This window comes from Xanthomonas hortorum pv. pelargonii (assembly GCF_024499015.1).
Taxonomy (GTDB): domain Bacteria; phylum Pseudomonadota; class Gammaproteobacteria; order Xanthomonadales; family Xanthomonadaceae; genus Xanthomonas; species Xanthomonas hortorum_B.
On sequence record NZ_CP098604.1, the window covers coordinates 547,581 to 568,072 of the forward strand.

Here is a 20,492-nt window from a genome sequence, read left to right on the forward strand (position 1 = left end):
ACCGACGATGCAATCGCACAGCGCAGCCAACACCGCCGCCGCGCCGTCCTCGACGGCACCGCAGCAATACCTGACCTTTCTGCTGGGCACGGAGATGTTCGGCCTGGGCATTCTCGGCATCAAGGAAATCATCGAATACCGCGCGCCCACCGACGTGCCGATGATGCCGCCGGCCCTGCGCGGGGTGATCAACCTGCGCGGCGCGGTGGTGCCGGTGGTGGATCTGCAGCAACGCTTCGGCCGCAACGCCAGCGCAATCACCAAGCGCAGCTGCATCGTGATCGTGGAGATCGCCCATGGCGGTACGCAGCAGGTGCTCGGCTTGCTGGTGGATGCGATCAGCGAAGTGCTGGACATCGCGCCCGATGACATCGCCGGCGCGCCCAGCTTCGGCGCCGGCATCGCCCGCGATTTCATCCAGGCCATGGCCAAGATCGGCAAGCGCTTCGTGATCCTGCTCGATGCCGATGCCGTGCTGAGCAACGACACCCTCGCCCAGCTTCCTGTCGCCGAGCTGGCGGCCTGACATGCTCCGCATGCACGCAAGGACTCCCATGCGCCCCACCCTTCTCTCCTGCAGCTGCGCGCTGGACGGCCCGGTGTTGGTCGTCGACGACAGCGTGGTCCAGCGCGAGCATGCGATGGCGCTGTGCCGCCAACTGGGTGCCGTTGCGGTCGACGGCGCGGTGGATGGCCACGCCGCACTGGCCTGGTTGAGCAGCGCTATCGCGCCATCTCTGCTGCTGATCGATCTGGAAATGCCCGGCATGGATGGCGTGCAGTTGCTCGATGCACTGGCACGCGGCAAGTACAGCGTGCCGGTGATCGTGGTGTCGCAACGCGGTGGCGCCTTGATCGATGCGGTGATGCAGCTCAGCCGCAGCGCCGGCGTACGCGTGCTCGGCGGCATCGAAAAGCCGATGCATCTGCAGGATCTGGCCACTGTGCTGGAGTGCGAACCCGAGCCCGCGGCTGGCGCAGCGGCGTTTGCACCGGCGGCGATGTCGCCGCTGATGTCCAGCGGTGGCGCGGCCGCGTCGCGCCTGGACCGTGCGATGCGCCGCGGCGAAATCCGTGTGGCCTACCAACCCAAACTCGATCTCAAGGATGGCCGGCTGCGCGGTGTGGAAGCGCTCGCGCGCTGGCGCCGCCCGCAAGGCGACATGATCGGGCCGGACCGCTTCATTCCGCTGGCCGAACGCGAGGGCTTGATCCACGCGTTGACCCAGCAGGTGATCGACAAGGCGATTGCGCAATTGGTGGACTGGCGTGCAGAAGGATTCCAGCTGACGCTGGCGTTGAACCTCTCGCCCAATCTGCTCAGCGAGCAGGATTTTCTCGAACAGCTGTGCGCCAAGCTGAGCGACAACGGCCTGAGCCCTGCCGATCTGGTGCTGGAACTCACCGAAAGCGCCATCGTGGAGCCGGCCAATGCCTTGAGCATGCTGGCGCGACTGCGTCTGCATGGCTTCGGTCTGTCGATCGACGATTACGGCACCGGTTTCTCCTCGCTGCAGCGCCTGGCCAGCATTCCGTTCACCGAACTCAAACTGGATCGCAGCTTCGTGCATGCCGCGCATCGCAGCCGCAGCCAGCGCACCGTGCTCGAATCCACCTTGGAACTGGCGCACCGGCTTGAACTGACTGCCGTGGCCGAAGGCGTGGAAACACCCGAGGACTGGCGCCTGCTGCGCGAGCTCGGCTGCGATCTGGCGCAAGGCTATCTGATGGGCTCGCCGATGCCCGGGCCGATGCTGTCGGACTGGTGGCGCGAACACGCCGTGCGCATCGCGCGCCTGAGCGACAGCGCGCTGGCCAGCGATGCGGATGTCGCCTGAGCCATGAGCACCGCCACCGCCATCACCGAACAGGAATTCGGCCGCTTCCAGCGCTTTATCTTCGAAGCGGCCGGCATCAGCATTTCCTCCGGCAAAAAAGCCATGTTGTGCGGCCGCCTGGGCAAGCGCCTGCGCGAACATCAGTTCAGCAACTACACGCAGTATCTGCAGTTGCTGGAGAGCCGCCAGGACCGCGCCGAGATCCAGACCGCGATCGATCTGCTGACCACCAACGAAACCTATTTTTTCCGCGAGCCCAAGCACTTCGAGCTGCTGCGCAAGCTGGCCGGCGACCATCGTGGCGGCCTGCCGTTCCGTTGCTGGAGCGCAGCCAGCTCCAGCGGCGAAGAGGCCTACAGCATGGCGATGGTGCTGGACGATACCTTGCAAGGCCGCCCGTTCGAGGTGGTCGGCAGCGACATCAGCACCCGCGTGCTGGCCAAGGCGCGCACCGGGCATTACGCCTTGCAACGTATCGACGGCATTCCGCAGGCGTATCTCAAACGCTACTGCCTGCGCGGTCAGGGCGAGTACGACGGCAGCTTGCTGGTGGAACGCCGGCTGCGCGATCGGGTGAAGTTCGTGCACGCCAACCTCAATACCGCGTTGCCGGCGCTGGGCAGCTTCGATGCGATCTTCCTGCGCAACGTCATGATCTATTTCAATGGCCAGACCAAGCGCGAGGTGATCCTGCGCGTGCTGTCCAATCTCAAATCGGGCGGGCATTTCTGCATCGGCCATTCGGAAAGCCTGAGCGAACTCGACATCGATCTGGTCCAGGTGGCACCCTCGATTTTCCGCAAGGCCTGAGCCAAGGATCGCCCGTGTCGACAGCCTTCAACCGCCCCGCCGCCAGCCCGGCTGCCAACACCAAGACCATCAAGGCCATGGTCGTCGACGACTCGGCAGTGGTGCGCCAGGTGCTGGTGAGCGTGCTCAACGACGCGGCCGACATCGAGGTCATCTCCACTGCAGCCGACCCGCTGCTGGCAATCGAGAAGATGCGCAAGCAATGGCCGGACGTAATCGTGCTGGATGTGGAAATGCCGCGCATGGACGGCATCACCTTCCTGCGCAAGATCATGAGCGAGCGGCCCACCCCGGTGGTGATCTGCTCCACGCTCACCGAAAAAGGCGCGCGCGTCACCATGGATGCCCTGGCCGCCGGCGCGGTAGCGGTGGTGACCAAGCCGCGACTGGGGCTCAAGCAATTCCTCACCGATTCGGCCGACGAACTGGTCAATACCGTGCGCAGCGCCGCACGCGCCAACGTCAAACGGCTGGCCGCGCGCGTCACTGCGGTGCCGCTGGAAGCGGAGGTCAAACACACCGCCGATGTGATCCTGCCAGCGCAGAGCGGACGCGCGCTGGCGCAGACCACCGAGCGCATCGTCGCCATCGGCACCTCTACCGGCGGCACCCAGGCGCTGGAAGAAGTGCTGACCGCCTTGCCGCGCGTGTGCCCCGGCATCGTGATCGTGCAGCACATGCCGGAGAAATTCACCGCAGCCTTTGCCGCGCGCCTGAATGGTTTGTGCCAGATCGCAGTGAAAGAGGCTGCCAACAACGATCGGGTGATGCCGGGCCGCGCGTTGATCGCGCCCGGCGGCAAGCACCTGCTGCTGCGCCGCAGTGGCGCGCAGTACTTCGTCGAAGTCATGGAAGGCCCGCCGGTCAACCGCCATCGTCCCTCGGTGGATGTGCTGTTCCGCTCGGCCGCACGCGCCGCCGGCAGTAATGCACTGGGCATCATCATGACCGGCATGGGCGACGACGGTGCTGCCGGCCTGCTAGAAATGCGTCAGGCCGGCGCACGCACCGTGGCACAGGACGAGCACACCAGCATCGTGTTCGGCATGCCCAAGGAAGCGATCAAGCGCGGCGGCGCCGACCGCATCCTGCCGCTGGGCGCGATGGCGCGCGAGATCGTGACGCAGCTGCAGTAACGCGCTGCGCGAGGAGCACTGGCGTTACAACTGCGACTCCAATGGCAACCAGCCCATCACCGTCGCTGCGCCACGCCGCCACACGCTCGCTGCCGGCTCTTGCGACCACACCTCGGGCGGCTGCGCCGCATCGTCGTGCCACTGCAGCTCGCCCTGGTCCAGGGTCACGCGATAACTCAAGGGCGCGCTGATCTTGCGGTTGTACACCTGCTCCAGTTCCGCGCTGACCGCACGGTCGTCGAACAGCAAACCCATCTCGGTGTTGAGATTCATCGAGCGCGGATCGAGGTTGAACGAGCCGATGAAACCGCTGCTGTCGTCCACCACAAAGGCCTTGGTATGCAGGCTGGCACCGCTGGACCCGAACAGGCTGCCGTCCGGCTTGCCCATCGGCTTGAGCTCGTGCAGGCGCACGCCTTGCGTGAGCAAGGGCACGCGGTAATCGGCGTAGCCGCTGTGCACCGCCACGACATCATTGGCAGCCAGGGAGTTGGTCAACACGCTGACGCGCACATTGCGCCGACGCAACTCGCCGATCCAGCGCATGCCTTCTTCACCCGGCACGAAATACGGCGAAATCACTTTCAATTCGCGCTGCGCATGCGCCATCTCGCCGATCAAGACCGGCGTCATCCAGTCCGCTTGCGGCCGCGCGCCCTCGGCCTTTTCCGGCGGATCGGAGACGATGCGCGCCCGATCCAGCCAATGCACCTTGCGCTCGCCCTGCGTCAACGCCTGCACGCTCGGCGATTGGCGCAGCCGCTCCACGTAGGGATGCGCGCGTGCCGATTCCAGGCCGGCATCCAGACTGCCGCGCAACGTATCCAGTGCCTGCGGCTTGGCCGTCACCAGGGCGGCCAGCGGCAGCGCATTGGGGCTATTCCAGTACGCATCGAACACCTGCTCGGCCTGGCCCACGGCCGGCCCCATCACTGCCGCGTCCATGTCCATGAAATTGGTGTCGCGCGCCGCGTCGAAATACTCATCGCCCACATTGCGGCCACCCACCACCGCGATGCGGCCATCGGCGATCCAGGCTTTGTTGTGCATGCGCCGATTGATGCTGAACATGCGCAGCACCATCTCCACCCCACGCATCAACGTGCCTTCGCGCGCTCGGGTGGGATTGAACAAGCGGATCTCGATCAACGGATGACTATCGAGTGCTGCCAGCACCGAATCGCTGCCGTGGATGTTCATGTCATCCAGCAGCAGGCGAACGCGCACGCCGCGATCGGCGGCGTGCAGCAATTCGTTGTGCAACAGGTTGCCGGTGAAGTCCGCATGCCAGATGTAGTACTGCAGATCCAGGCTGCGCCCGGCCGCACGCGCGGTGAGCGCGCGCACCGCAAACGCATCGATATTGTCGGGCAGGATCACCATGCCGGTTTGATCGGCATGCGCCTGCTGCAGCGGCGCGACGACTTGATCGATCGGCGTTGCCGATGCAGTGGCTGGCAGCGCGTGGCTCACCGGGCCACGCTGACGATCGGCAAAGCGGCCGTAGCCGTACAGCGACAGCACGCTCCCCAGCACGAGCACCAGCGCCCCGATGCCGATCCATTTGAAGATGTGTCGCTTTGTCACTGCCGGCCCCGTATTGCAGAGCGCGGCAGTCTAGACGCTGCACGCGCATGTCGATGTGCAGACGCAAGCGCACAAGCGAGCTCGACAAACCCCGCAAAAACAGCGGGTTTCCGGCGAGCACTGCTGCAACAGTGCTCGCTGGATGCAATCACGCTTACCAGATCGCGACGCGATCCTTGTCCCCACGCACCATCGCATCGCCAGGCTTGCACTGGAATGCCTGCGCAAACGCCGGCATGTTCGACGGCGCACCATTGGCGCGGAAATTGGCCGGCGCATGCGGGTCGGTGTTCAAGCGCACGCGCAATTCGCCATCGGTGAAGTTGCGGCGCCACACCGTGGCCCAGTTCATGAAGAAGCGCTGATCCTGCGTATAGCCATCGATCTGTTTGTTGGCGTCCGGCTGTTCCTTCAACGCCATCTGCAATGCATCGAAGGCCACGGTCAGGCCACCGAGATCGCCGATGTTTTCGCCCAAGGTCAGTTTGCCTTTGACGTTGACGCCAGGGATCGCCTCGTAGCCATCGAACTGCGCCACCAACTGATCGGTGCGTTGGGTGAACAGCTTGCGGTCCGCATCGGTCCACCAGGTATCGAAGTTGCCCTTGGCATCGAACTGGCTGCCCGAATCGTCGTAGCCATGCATCATCTCGTGCCCGATCACTGCGCCGATGCCGCCATAGTTCAATGCCGGGTCGGCCTTGGGATCGAAGAACGGCGGCTGCAAAATCGCCGCCGGAAACACGATCTCGTTGCGGGTGGCGTTGTAGTACGCGTTCACCGTTTGCGGGGTCATATGCCACTCGCGCTTGTCGACCGGCTTGCCGATCTTGTCCAGCATGTAGCGATAGTTGAACGCCTGCGCGGCCTGCATGTTGGCCAGAAACCCATCGCCACGGGTTTCCAGGCCCGACCAATCGCGCCACCGATCCGGGTAGCCGATCTTGGGCGTGAAGCTGGCCCATTTTTCCAGTGCGCGCTGCTTGGTTTCCGCGCTCATCCAGTCGAGTTTTTCCAGCCGCGCCTTGAGCGCGACGGACAGGTTCTGCACCAGCTGCTGCATCTGCTCCTTCGACTCGGCAGAGAACGCAGATTGCACATAGAGCTGGCCCAAGGCCTCGCCCATCGCCTCGTTGACCGCGTTCAAGGTGCGCTTCCAGCGCGGCAGCATGTCCTTTTGACCACGCAGCGTCTTGGCATAGAAATCGAAGTTGGCCTGCTCGAACGGCTTGGCCAGATACGGCGCTGCCTCATCCACGCTGTGGAAGCGCAGGTACGCCTTCCACGTATCCACCGGAGTATCGGCCAGCATCGCATCGAGCTCGGCGAAGTAGCCCGGCTGGCTCAACGAGAACGTGGCGGCCGGCACCTTGAGCTCAGTGAAAAACGCCTGCCAATCGAAGTGCGGCGTCACTGCGTTGGCGCCGGCCACATCGACCGGGTTGTAGCGCTTGGCCGGGTCGCGCAGTTCGATGCGCGACAGCGAGGCATCGGCCAGGCGCGTTTCGAACGCCATCACCGCCTTGGCCTGGGTGGCGGCCTGCGCTGCCGGAACGCCGGACAATTCCAGCACGCGTGCGATATAGGCCACGTACTGCTCGCGGATCCTGGCCTGCGCCGGATCGGTGTAATAGCCTTTCTCGGGCAGACCCAGACCGCCCTGCCCCGCGTAGGCGATCATCTGTTCGGAATGCTTGTAATCGGCATTGGCGCCGAACGAGAACATGAAACCTTGACCCTGCGCATAGCTATTGCGCAACCACGCCGCGATGGCCGGCGCATCGGTCAGCGCATCGATCGCCTTCAACTGCGGCTGCAGCGGCGTGATGCCGGCCTTGTCGATCGCCGCCTCGTCCGAGCCGGTGCGCCACAGATCGGCGATCTTGGCGTCCACCGAGCCGGCCGACAGATTGCCGCGCGCCAGTTGCTCCACCAACGCGTGCTGGATGGTCAAGGAACGCTCGGCCAGCACTTCGAAACTGCCCCAGCTGGTGCGATCGGACGGCACCGGGTTGGCCTTGAGCCACTTGGCGTTGACGAATCCGTTGAGGTCCTGGCACGCGTTGATGGCCGGATCCAGATCGTTGATGCCGAACGCCACGATCGGCGCATCGAGCTTGGAGACATCCACCCTGGTCGGCGCGGCCTGTGGCGCAGTAAACGCCGGCTTTGCAGCGTCATCGGATTTGCCGCATGCCGACAGCATCGCCGCGATGGCCACCGCAAGCGATAGCGGGGCGAACTTGCTCAACATCATTGAATTCTCCAAGGCACAAGACCGCGTCATGCGCAGTCGAAAAAGTAGGCGATCGTCTGAAAGACAACCACGCAAGTCATTGCAGCGACACCACGACGCCCTGACGTCAGAGATCGCGCTTTGGGGAAAAATCATCTGTGCGCCATCCAACCGGGCGCTCATGACGTTCTGTCGTCAACTGATCGAACGCTGCCTTCCGGCGCATGACGCGCCATCTAATGCAGTTACTTGCATGCGTAAAACGGCGCCATCAATAGATACACCGGATACGCCAACACCATCAGCACCAGCGCAACCTCATGCCCGGACGCTGCGTCCGCCCAGGATTCCATTTGCCGCGACGGCCCAAACAGCCCGAACGCCAGCAGCAACACCCCAACCACGCAGATCAGCAGCGCCACCCCCATCGCCGAACCGGACACACGGCCATTGGCCAGCACGCCGAACGCACCGCCGCCACCGGCCAACAGCAGCCCCAACGTCACCAGATACGCGCGGCAGTAGGTGGCACTCATCTGCTGCGTTTTACGTTTGCCGGACATCATGTCTCCCCTGCAAGAACACACGCATACGGTGCCTGTTCGATCCACGAACAGGCACCGCTCACGTTTCAGACCCGCACGCGTCATCCGACCGCGCGGTGCGAAACACGCGACGTGCTACGCGCACTGCACGCAGCCAGCGAGCGCCGCGCTTACTTGGCCTTGCCCTGGTTTGCCACCGCTTCGGCCGCGCGCTTGGCCGCTTCCGGGTCGCCCAGGTAGCGAAAGCTCTGCACCTGCAGCTCGTCGTCCAGCTCGAACAGCAAGGGGATGCCGGTCGGGATGTTGAGCTCCAGGATCTGCTCGTTGGAGACGTCATTGAGGTACTTGTACAGCGCGCGCAGCGAGTTGCCGTGCGCGGTCACCAGCACGGTCTGCCCGGCCTTCAACTGTGGCGCGATCGCGTCGTGCCAGTACGGCAGCACGCGCACCAGCGTGGTCGCCAGCGACTCGGTGCCCGGCAATGCATTGCGATCCAGCGTGGCGTAGCGACGGTCGTGACACGGATGCCCCGGATCGTTGACGTCCATCGCCGGCGGCGGAATGTCGTAGGAACGGCGCCAGATCTTGACCTGTTCCTCGCCGTGCTTGGCGGCGGTTTCGGCCTTGTCCAAGCCCTGCAAGCCGCCGTAATGGCGCTCGTTGAGGCGCCAGCTCTTGGACACCGGCAGCCAGTCCTGATCGAGTTCCTTCAGCGCGCCCTGCAGCGTGTGGATGGCGCGCTTGAGCACCGAGGTGTGGGCCACATCGAACTGCAGGCCCTCGTCCTTCATCAGCTTGCCGGCGGTGGCGGCTTCCTGGCGGCCCTGCTCGGTGAGTTCCACATCCACCCAGCCGGTGAAACGGTTGTCCAGATTCCATTGGCTCTGGCCATGGCGCAGCAGTACGAGTTTGCGGGTCACTCAGGTTCTCCGATGGGGGCCGATCAGTCTGCGATTGTAGCGGCAGCCAGCGCCTCGCTGGCGTGCACGAGATCGCTACGTGCGGCGCGCGATGCTGTGACCATGCAAGCGACGAACACTCCCGTCTTTGCCGGTTGGGACGGCAGCATCCTCCAGGCAAGACAGTTGCAACAGCAACTGGCACAGCGCGTGGTGTTGCAGGATCAAGTCAGTACGGCACCGCAGGTGCTGGCCGGTTTCGACGTCGGCTTCGAAGACGATGGCCAGACCACGCGCGCCGCAGCGGTGCTGCTGGATGCGCACACCCTGCTGCCGCTGGAAACGCATGTAGCGCGCTTGCCCATCTCGATGCCGTATGTGCCCGGCCTGCTCAGTTTTCGCGAACTGCCAGCGTTGCTGCAGGCACTGGCGTTGCTCTCGCGCACGCCGGATCTGGTCTTTATCGACGGTCAGGGCATCGCGCATCCACGCAAGCTGGGCATCGCCGCGCATTTCGGCGTGGTGACCGGGCTGCCGTGCATCGGTGTAGCCAAGCAGCGCCTGGCCGGCAGCTTTACCGAACCCGGACCCGAACGCGGCAACAACAGCCCGATCCTGCTCGGCGGCGCGCAGATCGGCTGGGCGCTGCGCAGCAAGCCGCGCTGCAACCCGCTGATCGTCTCGCCCGGGCATCGCGTCTCCATGCAGGGCGCGCTCGAGTGGACACTGCGCACGCTGCGCGCGTATCGCCTGCCCGAGCCCACGCGTCTGGCGGATCGGCTGGCCTCGCGGCGCGGCGAGGTCATGTCCGACGTGCAAGGCAACCTGCTGGGCTGACCGCCGGCGCCGGCAACAACGCGGAACGTACCGTCTTGCCCAGCCACTCGGCCGCCATCGCGCGAGAGCGCGTGCGAAGCTTGCGCTCTCCTTCGATCGCCACGAGCCGCCGCCATGACCACGATCATCGCTCCACGCGTCCATGACATCGGCGGGCTAGAAGTTCGCCGCGCCGTGCCCACCCTCCAGGCGCGCAGCATCGGCCCGTTCGTGTTCGTCGACCAGATGGGCCCGGCCGTGCTGGAACCGGATCACGGCATCGACGTGCGCCCGCATCCGCATATCGGCCTGGCCACGGTCACCTTCCTGTGGTCCGGCGAAATCGGCCATCGCGACACGCTCGGCTCCGATCAGGTGATTCGCGCTGGCGACGTCAACTGGATGACCGCCGGCCGCGGCATCGCCCATTCCGAACGCACGCCCGGCCCCGAGCGCGCCCGCGAGCATGCCTTGCACGGCATGCAGACCTGGGTCGCGCTGCCGCGCTCGGCCGAAGAAACCGCACCGGCGTTCTACCACCATGCCGCCGCCAGCCTGCCGCAACAACGCCGCGATGGCGCCTTGCTGCGCGTGATCGCCGGGCGTGCCTATGGCGAAGAATCGCCGGTCAAGGTCTTCAGCGATACGCTCAACGTGGCGATCGATCTGCAGCCCGATGCCGAAATCGACCTGGACACCGGCCACCTCGAACGCGCGCTCTACATCCTCGAAGGCGATGCGCAACTGGACGGCGCGGATGTTCCTGCCCGCCATCTGATTATCCCCTCGCCCGGCGCGCGCGGACGGCTGCGTGCCAAGACACCGCTCAAGGCGATGCTGCTCGGCGGCGAGCCGTTGGATGGCCCGCGCCACCTGTGGTGGAACTTCGTGTCCAGCTCCAAGGAGCGCATCGAGCAGGCCAAGGACGACTGGCAGGCCGGTCGTTTCGGCAGCATTCCCGGCGACGACAAGGAATTCATTCCATTGCCGGAAACTCCGGCGCCTAAGCCGGTCAATTACCCCTGAAGACAGCGATGCGGGCGCGGCGATATGCCCAAGTCTCGAATCGATCCCGAAGCCCGAGTGCCCCTGCGCACAGCCAATTCCAGCCATGTTTGCGACCACGCTTGAGCTTGCAGACAAAACTGTGGTAGTGATGTCGCCCTAGGTCGGGGGCATGTTGCGTGCGAGGCACAGCCGGGCGGGGAGCGCACGGGCTGTTACGACGACACGCTGGAAGGCATCGCCCCTGCGCAGTCATCCATCGCCGGGGAACACTTGAATGAAGTCTGCATCCTGCCTTGTCGGCCTGAGCTTGCTGTTGGCCGCCGCCACCGCTTACGCACAAACCTCGCCGGTCTGTCCGCCGTTGCCGCCGGCCTCAGGCCTGCAATGGAACGAACTCGCAGGCGCCGACTATCTGGTCTGCAAAGCCGTGACGGCCGACGGTCGCCAGGTCGTGGGCGTCATGCTCACCACCCGCGACCCGGCAATGACGCTGGCACGCGACCGACGCGCCGAAAAAGGCCAGATCCAGCAGGAAGACTTTTACTGGTACAAGCTCGATCTGGGCGGCCGTCAGCTGCCGGGCATGGAATCGCGCCGCGTCACCGTGGTCGAACTGGGCAAGAAGCGCTACGCGCAGCTGTGGATCGACGGCGCCAATACCGAAGAGCTGGCCTTGATGCAGTCGCTGGTGCAGAACATGGATTTGCAGCCGGCCAGCCTGGCGTTGCAGCGCTAAACCCATCCGGGCTGCAATCCACGCGGCATGGTGCGCAAGCAGCGATGAGCGATGACCAGCGACGAGCTAACCGGCGCTGATCGGCCGGCTGGGCCGCGTCGCGCATTCTCAGGTTTGGGTTGTTCCAGTGTCTGCCACTGTGCCGGTTTGCAATGCGCTGTCGATTTGCACCTGCCCGGTCAGCAGCCGATGGATCGGGCACTTGTCGGCCACTTCCATCAAGCGCGTGCGCTGATCCTCATCCAGCGCACCGTCGAGCACGATCTCACGCGTGATCACCGTGCCCGTAGCGCCACGCTGGGTGTAATGCAGATGCACGTGCACCGCCGTCAACGGCCACTGCTTGCGCGCCGCCACCATCGACACCGTGATCGCAGTGCAGGCACCCAACGCGCCCAACACCTGCGACTCGGGATCCGGCCCGGCGTCGGCGCCGCCGTTGGCCGGCTGGGTGTCGCCGCTCCAGGTGTGCTGACCATCGTGGATGCTCACGGTGTACGGCACCGCGCCGGTGCTGACGCTGACGGGTCTGTCACTCATGACGCTCTCCCACGGCGGCTCGAGCGGGCCGGTTCAAAACCGACCCTCCTGGAAATCGACAAAGGCCTGCATCAATTCCTGCTTGGTATTCATCACGAACGGGCCGTGCCGCATCACCGGCTCGTTGAGCGGGCGGCCCGCGACCAGGATCAGCTGCGCACCCTCGGCACCGGCGTGCAGCGTCAAACGCTCGCCACCGCCCAGCACTGCCAGCTCCTGCGCCGGCAACGCGCGTGAAGCATCGCCCTCGCCCACCGTCACCGCACCTTCGAAGGCATATGCAAACGCGTTGTGCCCGCTGGGCAGCACGTAATCCCAGCTGACGTTCGGTGCCAGTGCGATATCCAGATACAGCGGGTCGGTGGCAGGTTGCACGATCGGCCCGCGCACCTCGCCCACGGTGCCGGCGATCACCTTGACCGTCACACCGAGCGCCGGCTGCGCGACCGGAATGCTTTCCGGTGCGTATTCCTGATACTTGGGCTCGGTCATCTTGTCGCGCGCCGGCAGATTTACCCACAGCTGAAAGCCGCGCATGCGCCCGGATTCCTGCTCGGGCATTTCCGAATGGATCAGCCCGCGCCCGGCGGTCATCCACTGCACGCTGCCTGGGGTGAGCAGGCCCTCGTTGCCGTGGTTGTCCTTGTGCCGCATGCGTCCGTCGAGCATGTAGGTCACCGTCTCGAAGCCGCGATGCGGGTGGCTGGGGAATCCGACCAGATAGTCTTCGGCCTTGTCGGTGCCGAACTCGTCCAGCATCAGAAACGGGTCCAGGTCCGGCAGCTGCTGGGTGCCGATCACGCGGGTCAGCTTGACCCCGGCTCCGTCGGAGGTGGGCATGCCGCGAATCGTGCGCAGTACTTGGACCGCTGCGGTGGTGGAGGTGGCGCTCATCGGACTCTCCCTGTGCGGATTGAATAGCCTCACATGATGGATGCGCGCGACAGGCGTCCCAACCGCAGCCGGCGCAACCGATCGTTCTATTGCCTGGCTGCCGCGTCCGGCTGCTGCACCTGGCTGCCACATCGCGATCGCCGAGTGCAGCCAAGACGCTCTACAACTAAAGTTTTACCCCGGCTCGGAACGGCGCCATTGACCGCAGGCAGGCAGGGGGTGACCCTTAAGTGAATCGTTCCTGAGGGGCATGCATGAAAGGGTTCTCGAAGTTGGCCTGGGGCGCGCTGGCGCTGCTGGCCGCGTTCTGTCTGGGTACCGTGGCGCTAAGGCGCGGCGAACATATCAACGCGTTGTGGATCGTGGTTGCCGCCGTCTCGATCTATCTGATCGCCTACCGGTTCTACAGCCTGTTCATCGCCGACAAGGTGATGCAGCTGGACATCACCCGCGCCACGCCAGCGGTGAGCAACAACGACGGCCTGGATTACGTGCCCACCAACAAGCATGTGCTGTTCGGCCACCACTTCGCCGCGATTGCCGGCGCCGGGCCCTTGGTCGGCCCGGTGCTTGCCGCACAGATGGGCTACTTGCCCGGGCTGCTGTGGCTGGTGGTCGGCGTGGTGTTTGCCGGCGCAGTGCAGGACTTCGTGGTGCTGTTTCTGTCCAGCCGCCGCAACGGCCGCTCGCTGGGCGATCTGGTGCGCGAGGAAATGGGCCAGGTGCCCGGCACCATCGCCTTGTTCGGCGCATTCCTGATCATGATCATCATCCTGGCGGTGCTGGCGATGGTGGTGGTCAAGGCATTGGCCGAGAGCCCGTGGGGCATGTTCACGGTGATCGCCACGATGCCGATCGCGCTGATGATGGGCGTATACATGCGCTACATCCGGGTCGGCAAGATCGGCGAGATTTCGGTGGTCGGGCTGATCCTGCTGCTGGGCGCGATCTGGCTGGGCGGCAAGGTTGCCGCCGACCCGAGCTGGGGCCCGGCCTTCACCTTCACCGCCAAGCAGATCACCTGGATGTTGATCGGCTATGGCTTCGTCGCCTCGGTATTGCCGGTTTGGCTGCTGCTGGCCCCGCGCGATTACCTGTCCACCTTCCTCAAGATCGGCACGATCCTGGCGCTCGCGATCGGCATCCTGGTCGTGATGCCGGATCTGAAAATGCCGGCATTGACCCAGTTCGCCTCCACCGGCGACGGTCCGGTGTGGAAGGGCGGCATCTTCCCGTTCCTGTTCATCACGATTGCGTGTGGCGCAGTCTCCGGCTTCCACGCGTTGATCGCCTCGGGCACCACGCCCAAGCTGCTCGCCAACGAAGGCCATATGCGCTACATCGGCTACGGCGGCATGTTGATGGAATCGTTCGTGGCGGTGATGGCGCTGGTGGCCGCATCGATCATCGAGCCGGGCATCTACTTCGCGATGAACAGCCCTGCTTCGCTGGTCGGCAGCGACACCGTGGCGGTGGCCGCAAAAGTCTCCGAGTGGGGCTTTGCGATCACCCCCGAGATTTTGGAAGCCACCGCAAAGGACATCGGCGAGCACAGCATCCTGGCACGCGCCGGTGGTGCGCCCACACTGGCCGTGGGTATCGCGCAGATCCTGCACCAGCTGCTGCCGGGCGAAGACACCATGGCGTTCTGGTACCACTTCGCCATCCTGTTCGAAGCGCTGTTCATCCTCACTGCGGTGGATGCGGGTACGCGCGCGGGCCGCTTCATGCTGCAGGACCTGCTGGGCAACTTCATTCCGGCATTGAAGAAGACCGAGTCGTGGACCGCCAACATCATCGCCACCGCCGGTTGCGTGGCGCTGTGGGGGTATCTGCTCTACACCGGCGTGATCGATCCGTTCGGCGGCATCCAGACCTTGTGGCCGTTGTTCGGCATCTCCAACCAGATGCTGGCGGGTATCGCGCTGATGCTGGGCACAGTGGTGCTGTTCAAGATGAAGCGCGACCGCTACGCCTGGGTCACCATCGTGCCGGCGCTGTGGTTGCTGATCTGCACCACGTATGCGGGGCTGATCAAGATCTTCGACAGCAACCCGGCGCAGGGTTTCCTGGCGCAGGCGCACAAGTATCAGGACGCGATTGCCAGCAACACCATCACCGCGCCGGCCAAGACGGTGGCGCAGATGCAGCAGATCGTCACCAACGCCTACGTCAACACGGGGCTGACGGTGCTGTTCCTGTTCGTGGTGGGCTCGATCCTGATCTACGCGGTCAAGACCATCGTGATTGCGCGCCGCAACCCGCAGCGTAGCGACCGCGAAACCCCGTACGTGGCGCTGCAGCCGCACCAGATGGCGGACCTGTAATGGGCACCCAACTCGTCCTTGCCAGCCAATACCAGGTCCATCGCCGCATCTGGCGACGCCTGATCCAGACCGCACGCCTGTGCTGCGGCATTCCCGATTACGACAACTACGTGCGCCACATGCTGGAAAAACATCCCGACAAACCGGTGATGGACTACCCGGCCTTCTTCCGCGAGCGCCAGGATGCGCGGTACGGCGGCAAGAGCGGGTTTCGTTGCTGTTGATCGGTGATCGGTGATCGGTGATCGGTTGATCAAGAAGTAGAAACGCAACAGGGCGCGATGCGAATCGCGCCCTGTTGCGTTGATGGCAATGCGTTGAGGGCAATGCGTTGGTTGCAGAGCGGCTGATCTGCGGGTTGGCTGCGAGGCCCTTGCCCGCTCACCATCGCGGAACACGCCGCAAGCTGACAGGCTGATCTGTGGCTTGGCTGTAGGGCCCTTGCCCACCCACCGTCGCGGGACACGCCGCAAGTACGTCCATGTAGGCTCTTACGCGGCATCCATGCCGCGTAAGGTCCCGCGACGGTGGGCGGGCAAGGACCAGTCGAGATGGTCGGTTTGCAGGGTGCAAGCAATGCATGAGGCGCTTCTAATTCGCTAACTCTCCTGTTGTTGCGACCCGCACAAGTAAGCCAATGCAACTAGCGAGATGGCCCGCTTTTCACCTAGCTACCGACCAACTCTCTGGTGCGGTGCCCTCACCGCTTGCGGGACCGTGTGGCGGCATGGATGCCGCCACCGAGCCTACATGGACGTACTTGCGGCGTGTCCCGCAAGCGGTGAGGGCACCGCGCGCTCGACTAACCAGGCTCTTGATCTAACGCATTTGACTGCAGCTAAACCAAGCGACGACTCGACCTCCTCAGCCAGCGCGCTTTTGCGCGAGCCGCTCGAACAACGCGGGTAAATCGCGCATATCGTCGAACACCTCCAGCACGCCGATCCGTCGCAGGGTGTCGCCGTGCCCTTGCGGAATATGGCTGGCACCGGTAAAGCCCAGTACCTGCATGCCCGCCGCCAATGCGGCGGTTGCGCCGGTGGGGCTGTCTTCGATCACCAGGCAGCGCTGCGGCGCCACGCCCAGTGTGCGGGCGGCCAGCAGATAGACATCCGGCGCCGGCTTGGGCCGCTCCACCATATCGGCACTGAAGATATTGCCTGCCGCGCGTGCGGTGAGACCGACGCGTTCGACCGAGGCGATCACATTGTGGCGGCGGCTGTTGGAGGCTACCGCCAGCGGCAACGGGATCTGTTCCAGCGCGGCGCGCGCGCCTGCAATCGGCTGCACCTGCGCCTTGATCAAGGCTTCGCTGCGCGCCTGAATCTGTGCCAGCAACGTCTCTGGCAACTGCACCGAGAAATGCTCCTGCACCCGCAGCAATACCTCATGCGTGGTCTGCCCGAACGTGGTCCCCAGCAAATGCTCCAATGCCTCGGCCGGCACAAATGTTGCCAGTGCCTCACGCATCACTTGGTCGGCCAGTATCTCGCTGTCGACAAGCACACCATCGCAATCGCTGATCAGTAAGTCGTAGACCATTGCACCCATCTGCTCGCAAAGCGCCATTATGCCGGCCGCGTTGTGACCGTTGGCTGTGCCCGGTTGCACGCGTGCGTGGCGCAGATCGTGGTGCATCCGCCACATGTCAACGAACGGTGGCAAGCGGGCTGAATAAGTGAAACCTGCAGCGCCGACGCATGTCACACAATCTTACCGCGCGTCGTTCGGGCAGCTGATAGGATCGGCCCCGCTGCGGAAGGACTTCACGCAGCGCCATCAGGAATGCGATCAGGAGAAGGAGATTTCGATGCAACCGCGATTCCCTGCCCTGCTCGTTCTTGCGACCTCGTTTCTCGCGGTCTCATGCACCGCCTCGCCCGGTGCCAAGGAGCAAACCACCATGTCAGCTACGCTGCAGGATCACACCGTCGCGTTCCGCGACCCCAGTCTGACCGATATCGCCAAGGCCATTGCGCATGGCGACGTTGCCCGAATTAGTGCACTCGCCCCCACTGTCGATCTCGCCGCACACGGCGATCAGAACGTCACCTTGCTGGAGTGGGCGATCTGGAACGAACAACCACGCGCACTGGCCGCATTGCTCGACGCCGGCGCAGATCCCTCATTGCCTGGCATGGACCAGGAAACGGTCGTGCACATGGCCGCGATGGCGCAGGACCCGGAGTATCTGAAGGTGCTGCTGCAGCACAAGGCGCCGATCGATGTAGTTAGCGCGCGTGCCGGCTGGACGCCATTGTTCCGCGCCGTGCAGAGCAAGCGCGATGCGCAGATCGGCCTGTTGATCGAGGCCGGCGCCGATGTGCAGCGTGTCGACCACACCGGCAACAGCGTGCTGCATCTGGCCGCGCAGAGCGGAGCGGCAAGTGCTGCAGTGCTGCAATTGCTCAACGCCGGTGTGGACCCCACGCTGCGCAACGCGCAGCAGAAAACCTTCCAGGCGTATTTCTTCACTACCCCGGATCGCTTGCTCAATGCCGGCGGCCAGCAGGTCAGATCGGACGTACGCGCGTGGTTGAGCGCGCACAACATTCCCGTGGAAAGCAGCCGCTAAGCGGGCTTTTCGCACGACGAACGCAAGGAGCCGCGCATGAGCCCGTCAAATCCCACTGATTCCTCCACCCCGTTCGCAGAATCGATCCGCGGACAACAGCCACGCCCGGAAGACCAACAGTTTCCGGCAGTGCTGCAGGATCTGTACGCCACTGCAGCGCAGCGTCGCGCGGGTGGCGCCGAAACCTTGCCGCCTTGCCCAATGGCTGGTCGCGCATGGACGACAGCGCGCTGCAACAGGCCGGCATCGACCCCGGCTTGCTCCACGATGCTAAAAGCGGTTTCGATGCCGCGTTCTACCGCAACGATCAAGGCAACGTGGTGCTCGGCTTTTGCGGCACCGACGAAGGCAAGGACTGGAAGCACAACATCGGCCAGGGCCTGGGCTTCGACGATGCGCAGTACGCCTCCGCAATTCAACTGGGCAGCCAGGCCAGGCAGGCATTTGGCGACCAGGTGGTGATCACCGGGCACTCGCTTGGCGGCGGTCTGGCGGCGGCATCGGCGATGGTCAACGACATCCCCGCCGTGACCTACAACGCCGCAGGCGTCAACGACCGCACGCTGGAGCGGCAAGGTCTGGATGCATCGGCGGCCAAGGAGTACGCCAGCAGCGAATTGATCCGCGGCTATCACGTCAAGAACGAGATTCTCACCCATCTGCAGGAAGACAGCATTCCGTTGAAGTGGACGATGCCCAATGCAGCCGGTCACCAGATCGAGTTGCCGGAGCCGGATCCGTTGTCGTTCGGGCAGCGTCTGGTGCCGGGCATGATGCTCAAGCATCGGCTGGATCTGCATGGCATGGAGTCGGTGATCAAGGCGCAGGACATGCAGTCGCCGAGGCAGGCGCAGGGCACGACCCTGCACACCGGCAGCCAGCTGTTCAACGATGCAGTGGTGCAGCTGGACAGCCAGCGCGAGCGCCTGGGTCTGCGCGACGACACCGCGTTTCTCAACACGGCCGCCAGCGTGGCCGCGCGCGCAAGCAGCGATGGCCTGCAGCGGATCGATCACCTCGTCCCCAGCCGCGAAGGCGACAGCCTGTTCGCTGTGCAAGGCCGCATGGACGACCCGGCGCATCTACGCAGCCAGGTGCAGACCGCGGCGGCGGCCAACGAACCGGCGCAAGGCAATGTCGGCCAGCTGCGGCAACACAACCAGCAGCAGGCGCAATTTCAATCGCAGCCGCCCTCCCCGCAGCAGGAAGAGCATCGCCGCCTGATCCAGTAGTCGTCGTTGCCCGTCTCCGGGCACTGGCGCGCGCCAGTGCCCGGCTCAGCCCGCGCCCGCCATCGCGCGCAAGGTGATGCCGACCAGATAGGCCAGATAGGTGCCGGTGGCATAGCCCATCGTGCCGAGCAACACACCAACCGGCGCCAGTGCCGGGTGGAAGGCCGCAGCGACCATCGGCGCCGACGCCGGGCCACCGATGTTGGATTGCGAGCCGATCGCGAAATAGAAGAACGGCACCCGCAGCAACCGGCCCAGACCCCACAGCAGCGCAATGTGCACGGCGATCCAGATCAGCCCGAGCAGGAACAGCCATGGCCGGTCCAGCAGCGCCAGCAGATCCATCTGCATACCGATGCAGGCGATCAGGAAGTACAGCAGCAGCGTGCCGATTTTGGAGGCGCCAGCCCCTTCCAGCGTGCGGGCGCGGGTGAAGCTCAGCAGCAACCCCAGGCTGGTCGCCAGCACCACCACCCACACAAACGGGGTGTCCAGACTGAACTGGCTGGCCCAGCTCAGGTTGGCCTTACACCATGCCGCCAGCGGATTGGCCAGCGCGTGCGCCAGGCCGACGCCGCCGAACGCCACCGCCACGATCACCATCAAATCGGCCAACGTGGGAATGCGCGCGTGTTCGGCCTGGAAGCGCGCCATGCGCTCCTGCAAGGCATCCAGCGCGCGGGTATCGGCACCGCTACGCGCATCGATGTTGCGCGCCCGCCCGGCCAGGAAGATCAGCACCGCCATCCACACATAACCGACGCCGACATCGACCACCGCAAACTGGCCGAAGGTGGTGGCATCCACATTGAAGACTTCGCGCATGGCCAGCATGTTGGCGCCGCCGCCGATCCAGCTCCCGGCCAGCGCCGCCATGCCGGCCCAGGTGTCGCCGGCCACGGTGGCCGGATGCAGCCAGCGCATCACCCAGAACGCGACCACCGCACCCAGCATGATGCTCAGCGAGGCGCCCAGATACATGGCCACCAGCTTGGGGCCCAGCCCCAGGATTGCGCGCAGGTCGATACTCAGCGTCAATAAGATCAGCGCCGCCGGCAGCAGCACGTCGCGGGCGATCGGGTTGTACAGACGGGTGTTGGCACCGTCGATCAGGCCGACGGTGTTGTAGATACCCGGCAGCAGATAGCACAGCAACAAGGCCGGCACCACGGCATAGAAACTCCGCCACGGGCCGCGCTCGCGCGAGGAGGTCCAGAACACCGCCCCCAAGGTGGCGGCGATCAAGCCGAAGACGACGATATCGTTTTGGATCAGCGCAGCACCGGCGACATTCACTACGGGCGGACATCCAG

Annotated in this window: 18 protein-coding genes and 1 pseudogene; 11 read left to right on the plus strand and 8 right to left on the minus strand. The window is 64.6% G+C overall.

Features of this window, described 5'->3' with window-relative positions; genetic code table 11:
- Positions 1 to 7 precede the first annotated feature (7 nt).
- The 4 genes from NDY25_RS02415 to NDY25_RS02430 are packed head-to-tail and all read left to right on the plus strand — an operon-like array spanning position 8 to position 3,784.
- Positions 8 to 526 (plus strand): chemotaxis protein CheW, encoded by a 519-nt coding sequence (locus tag NDY25_RS02415; RefSeq protein ID WP_256627745.1) that lies wholly within the window; start codon positions 8 to 10, stop codon positions 524 to 526.
- Positions 527 to 554: 28 nt separating this feature from the next.
- Positions 555 to 1,838 (plus strand): EAL domain-containing response regulator, encoded by a 1,284-nt coding sequence (locus tag NDY25_RS02420; protein ID WP_168958876.1) that lies wholly within the window; start codon positions 555 to 557, stop codon positions 1,836 to 1,838.
- Positions 1,839 to 1,841: 3 nt separating this feature from the next.
- Complete coding sequence (locus NDY25_RS02425; protein WP_168958877.1) at positions 1,842 to 2,648, plus strand: CheR family methyltransferase; 807 nt, start codon at positions 1,842 to 1,844, stop codon at positions 2,646 to 2,648.
- Positions 2,645 to 3,784: a protein-glutamate methylesterase/protein-glutamine glutaminase gene (locus NDY25_RS02430; protein ID WP_043911542.1), complete on the plus strand. Its 1,140-nt coding sequence runs from the start codon at positions 2,645 to 2,647 to the stop codon at positions 3,782 to 3,784. Before NDY25_RS02425 ends, NDY25_RS02430 begins: the two co-directional genes overlap by 4 nt.
- 24 nt (positions 3,785 to 3,808) lie before the next feature.
- Here the strand turns inward: NDY25_RS02430 and NDY25_RS02435 are convergent, their stop codons facing one another.
- The 4 genes from NDY25_RS02435 to gpmA all read right to left on the minus strand — a co-directional run bounded on the left by NDY25_RS02435 (position 3,809) and on the right by gpmA (position 9,072).
- On the minus strand, positions 3,809 to 5,371 hold the full coding sequence (locus NDY25_RS02435) for a phospholipase D family protein (protein ID WP_168958878.1): 1,563 nt from the start codon (positions 5,369 to 5,371) through the stop codon (positions 3,809 to 3,811).
- Positions 5,372 to 5,525: 154 nt separating this feature from the next.
- The gene (locus tag NDY25_RS02440) at positions 5,526 to 7,628 is read right to left on the minus strand and encodes a M13 family metallopeptidase (RefSeq protein ID WP_168958879.1); all 2,103 of its coding nucleotides are present in this window, start codon (positions 7,626 to 7,628) and stop codon (positions 5,526 to 5,528) included.
- A gap of 224 nt (positions 7,629 to 7,852) precedes the next feature.
- Positions 7,853 to 8,170, minus strand: a complete 318-nt coding sequence (locus NDY25_RS02445) for a hypothetical protein (RefSeq protein WP_168958880.1) — start codon at positions 8,168 to 8,170, stop codon at positions 7,853 to 7,855.
- A 152-nt stretch (positions 8,171 to 8,322) separates the two neighbouring features.
- On the minus strand, positions 8,323 to 9,072 hold the full coding sequence (gpmA, locus tag NDY25_RS02450) for a 2,3-diphosphoglycerate-dependent phosphoglycerate mutase (RefSeq protein ID WP_023904571.1): 750 nt from the start codon (positions 9,070 to 9,072) through the stop codon (positions 8,323 to 8,325).
- Between gpmA and nfi the strand changes: the two genes are divergently transcribed.
- From nfi to NDY25_RS02465, 3 genes are all read left to right on the plus strand, one after another.
- A complete protein-coding gene (nfi, locus tag NDY25_RS02455) occupies positions 9,043 to 9,888 on the plus strand; it encodes a deoxyribonuclease V (protein ID WP_168958881.1) in 846 nt (281 codons plus the stop codon). The two genes, gpmA and nfi, sit on opposite strands and share 30 nt — an antisense overlap.
- 114 nt (positions 9,889 to 10,002) lie before the next feature.
- Complete coding sequence (locus NDY25_RS02460; RefSeq protein ID WP_256627746.1) at positions 10,003 to 10,893, plus strand: pirin family protein; 891 nt, start codon at positions 10,003 to 10,005, stop codon at positions 10,891 to 10,893.
- A gap of 256 nt (positions 10,894 to 11,149) precedes the next feature.
- A complete protein-coding gene (locus tag NDY25_RS02465) occupies positions 11,150 to 11,611 on the plus strand; it encodes a hypothetical protein (protein WP_006453352.1) in 462 nt (153 codons plus the stop codon).
- A 108-nt stretch (positions 11,612 to 11,719) separates the two neighbouring features.
- Here NDY25_RS02465 and NDY25_RS02470 read toward each other — a convergent pair whose 3' ends face one another.
- Both NDY25_RS02470 and NDY25_RS02475 read right to left on the minus strand, forming a co-directional pair.
- Positions 11,720 to 12,151, minus strand: a complete 432-nt coding sequence (locus NDY25_RS02470) for an OsmC family protein (protein WP_168958882.1) — start codon at positions 12,149 to 12,151, stop codon at positions 11,720 to 11,722.
- A gap of 33 nt (positions 12,152 to 12,184) precedes the next feature.
- The gene (locus NDY25_RS02475) at positions 12,185 to 13,045 is read right to left on the minus strand and encodes a pirin family protein (protein ID WP_168958883.1); all 861 of its coding nucleotides are present in this window, start codon (positions 13,043 to 13,045) and stop codon (positions 12,185 to 12,187) included.
- Between the two features lie 254 nt (positions 13,046 to 13,299).
- On the opposite strand from NDY25_RS02475, the gene NDY25_RS02480 reads away from it, so the two are divergent.
- Together NDY25_RS02480 and NDY25_RS02485 are read left to right on the plus strand one after the other, a co-directional pair.
- On the plus strand, positions 13,300 to 15,372 hold the full coding sequence (locus tag NDY25_RS02480) for a carbon starvation CstA family protein (protein WP_168958884.1): 2,073 nt from the start codon (positions 13,300 to 13,302) through the stop codon (positions 15,370 to 15,372).
- Entirely contained in the window at positions 15,372 to 15,596 is a 225-nt protein-coding gene (locus NDY25_RS02485) for a YbdD/YjiX family protein (RefSeq protein ID WP_005926176.1), read from the plus strand. The genes NDY25_RS02480 and NDY25_RS02485 overlap by 1 nt, the downstream gene beginning before the upstream one ends.
- 640 nt (positions 15,597 to 16,236) lie before the next feature.
- On the opposite strand, the gene NDY25_RS02490 is transcribed toward NDY25_RS02485, so the two are convergent.
- Positions 16,237 to 16,941, minus strand: a complete 705-nt coding sequence (locus tag NDY25_RS02490; RefSeq protein WP_162498363.1) for an HAD family hydrolase — start codon at positions 16,939 to 16,941, stop codon at positions 16,237 to 16,239.
- A gap of 241 nt (positions 16,942 to 17,182) precedes the next feature.
- On the opposite strand from NDY25_RS02490, the gene NDY25_RS02495 reads away from it, so the two are divergent.
- Together NDY25_RS02495 and NDY25_RS02500 are read left to right on the plus strand one after the other, a co-directional pair.
- Positions 17,183 to 17,947 (plus strand): ankyrin repeat domain-containing protein, encoded by a 765-nt coding sequence (locus tag NDY25_RS02495; protein ID WP_168958885.1) that lies wholly within the window; start codon positions 17,183 to 17,185, stop codon positions 17,945 to 17,947.
- Between the two features lie 36 nt (positions 17,948 to 17,983).
- Positions 17,984 to 19,179, plus strand: a pseudogene (locus NDY25_RS02500) (Tle-like phospholipase domain-containing protein).
- Between the two features lie 45 nt (positions 19,180 to 19,224).
- Here NDY25_RS02500 and NDY25_RS02505 read toward each other — a convergent pair.
- The gene (locus NDY25_RS02505) at positions 19,225 to 20,475 is read right to left on the minus strand and encodes a DUF819 family protein (protein WP_168958887.1); all 1,251 of its coding nucleotides are present in this window, start codon (positions 20,473 to 20,475) and stop codon (positions 19,225 to 19,227) included.
- Positions 20,476 to 20,492: the final 17 nt, after the last annotated feature.

What these genes read in the sequence shown, in the direction of transcription:
- NDY25_RS02475 (WP_168958883.1), bottom strand. Translation starts at nt 13,045, where the DNA reads ATGAGCGCCACCTCCACCACCGCAGCGGTCCAAGTACTGCGCACGATT.
- NDY25_RS02420 (WP_168958876.1), top strand. Translation starts at nt 555, where the DNA reads ATGCGCCCCACCCTTCTCTCCTGCAGCTGCGCGCTGGACGGCCCGGTG.
- NDY25_RS02425 (WP_168958877.1), top strand. Translation starts at nt 1,842, where the DNA reads ATGAGCACCGCCACCGCCATCACCGAACAGGAATTCGGCCGCTTCCAG.
- NDY25_RS02415 (WP_256627745.1), top strand. Translation starts at nt 8, where the DNA reads ATGCAATCGCACAGCGCAGCCAACACCGCCGCCGCGCCGTCCTCGACG.
- NDY25_RS02490 (WP_162498363.1), bottom strand. Translation starts at nt 16,941, where the DNA reads ATGGCGCTTTGCGAGCAGATGGGTGCAATGGTCTACGACTTACTGATC.
- nfi (WP_168958881.1), top strand. Translation starts at nt 9,043, where the DNA reads ATGGCGCAGCAGTACGAGTTTGCGGGTCACTCAGGTTCTCCGATGGGG.
- NDY25_RS02480 (WP_168958884.1), top strand. Translation starts at nt 13,300, where the DNA reads ATGAAAGGGTTCTCGAAGTTGGCCTGGGGCGCGCTGGCGCTGCTGGCC.
- NDY25_RS02460 (WP_256627746.1), top strand. Translation starts at nt 10,003, where the DNA reads ATGACCACGATCATCGCTCCACGCGTCCATGACATCGGCGGGCTAGAA.
- NDY25_RS02445 (WP_168958880.1), bottom strand. Translation starts at nt 8,170, where the DNA reads ATGTCCGGCAAACGTAAAACGCAGCAGATGAGTGCCACCTACTGCCGC.
- NDY25_RS02470 (WP_168958882.1), bottom strand. Translation starts at nt 12,151, where the DNA reads ATGAGTGACAGACCCGTCAGCGTCAGCACCGGCGCGGTGCCGTACACC.
- NDY25_RS02495 (WP_168958885.1), top strand. Translation starts at nt 17,183, where the DNA reads ATGCAACCGCGATTCCCTGCCCTGCTCGTTCTTGCGACCTCGTTTCTC.
- NDY25_RS02465 (WP_006453352.1), top strand. Translation starts at nt 11,150, where the DNA reads ATGAAGTCTGCATCCTGCCTTGTCGGCCTGAGCTTGCTGTTGGCCGCC.
- NDY25_RS02440 (WP_168958879.1), bottom strand. Translation starts at nt 7,628, where the DNA reads ATGATGTTGAGCAAGTTCGCCCCGCTATCGCTTGCGGTGGCCATCGCG.
- NDY25_RS02485 (WP_005926176.1), top strand. Translation starts at nt 15,372, where the DNA reads ATGGGCACCCAACTCGTCCTTGCCAGCCAATACCAGGTCCATCGCCGC.